The organism is Thalassotalea montiporae (assembly GCF_053485855.1).
Map to the genome: position 1 here is coordinate 1 of NZ_JBQRUO010000015.1, position 1483 is coordinate 1483.

A 1483-nucleotide genomic window follows, 5' to 3' on the forward strand; every position below is an offset into this window, starting at 1 on the left:
AAAACTATTTGGGGTTGTATGGTTAAGTGACTAAGCGTATATGGTGGATGCCTTGGCAGTTAGAGGCGATGAAAGACGTGTTAATCTGCGATAAGCCTAGGTAAGGTGATAAAAACCGTTATAACCTAGGATTTCTGAATGGGGAAACCCACTGGCATAAGCCAGTATCATTAAGTGAATACATAGCTTAATGAGGCGAACCGGGAGAACTGAAACATCTAAGTACCCCGAGGAAAAGAAATCAACCGAGATTTCCTTAGTAGCGGCGAGCGAACGGGAATTAGCCCTTAAGCTTATGGGCGTTAGTGGAACAAGCTGGAAAGCTTGGCGATACAGGGTGATAGCCCCGTACACGAAGACAAACATAAGTGAAATCGAGTAGGTCGGCACACGTGAAATGTTGACTGAACATGGGGGGACCATCCTCCAAGGCTAAATACTCCTAACTGACCGATAGTGAACCAGTACCGTGAGGGAAAGGCGAAAAGAACCCCTGTGAGGGGAGTGAAATAGAACCTGAAACCGTATACGTACAAGCAGTGGAAGCCTTCGGGTGACTGCGTACCTTTTGTATAATGGGTCAGCGACTTATATTCTGTAGCAAGGTTAACCGATTAGGGGAGCCGTAGCGAAAGCGAGTGTTAACTGCGCGTTTAGTTGCAGGGTATAGACCCGAAACCCGGCGATCTACCCATGGGCAGGTTGAAGGTTGGGTAACACCAACTGGAGGACCGAACACACGTATGTTGAAAAATGCGGTGATGACCTGTGGGTCGGAGTGAAAGGCTAATCAAGCCGGGAGATAGCTGGTTCTCCCCGAAATCTATTTAGGTAGAGCCTCGGACGAATACCATTGGGGGTAGAGCACTGTTAAGGCTAGGGGGTCATCCCGACTTACCAACCCTTTGCAAACTCCGAATACCAATGAGTACTATCCGGGAGACACACTATGGGTGCTAACGTCCGTAGTGAAGAGGGAAACAACCCAGACCGCCAGCTAAGGTCCCAAAGTCATAGTTAAGTGGGAAACGATGTGGAAAGGCATAGACAGCTAGGAGGTTGGCTTAGAAGCAGCCATCCTTTAAAGAAAGCGTAATAGCTCACTAGTCGAGTCGGTCTGCGCGGAAGATGTAACGGGGCTAAACTATGCACCGAAGCTGCGGATTTGAGCTTATGCTCAAGTGGTAGGGGAGCGTTCTGTAAGCCGTTGAAGGTGTGTTGAGAAGCATGCTGGAGGTATCAGAAGTGCGAATGCTGACATGAGTAACGATAAAGGGGGTGAAAAACCCCCTCGCCGAAAGACCAAGGTTTCCTGTCCCATGTTAATCAGGGCAGGGTAAGTCGGCCCCTAAGGCGAGACCGAGAGGTGTAGTCGATGGGAAACAGATTAATATTTCTGTACTTCTTTATATTGCGATGGAGGGACGGAGAAGGCTAAGCAAGCATGGCGTTGGTTGTCCATGTGAAAGTATGTAGGCTGAGA

The 1483-nt window shown here is 48.7% G+C and carries 1 rRNA gene; it reads left to right on the forward strand.

The annotated features are described in order from the left end of the window. Positions 1 to 20 precede the first annotated feature (20 nt). Positions 21 to 1483 (forward strand): 23S ribosomal RNA (locus ACSLUR_RS19050); the annotation flags it as partial.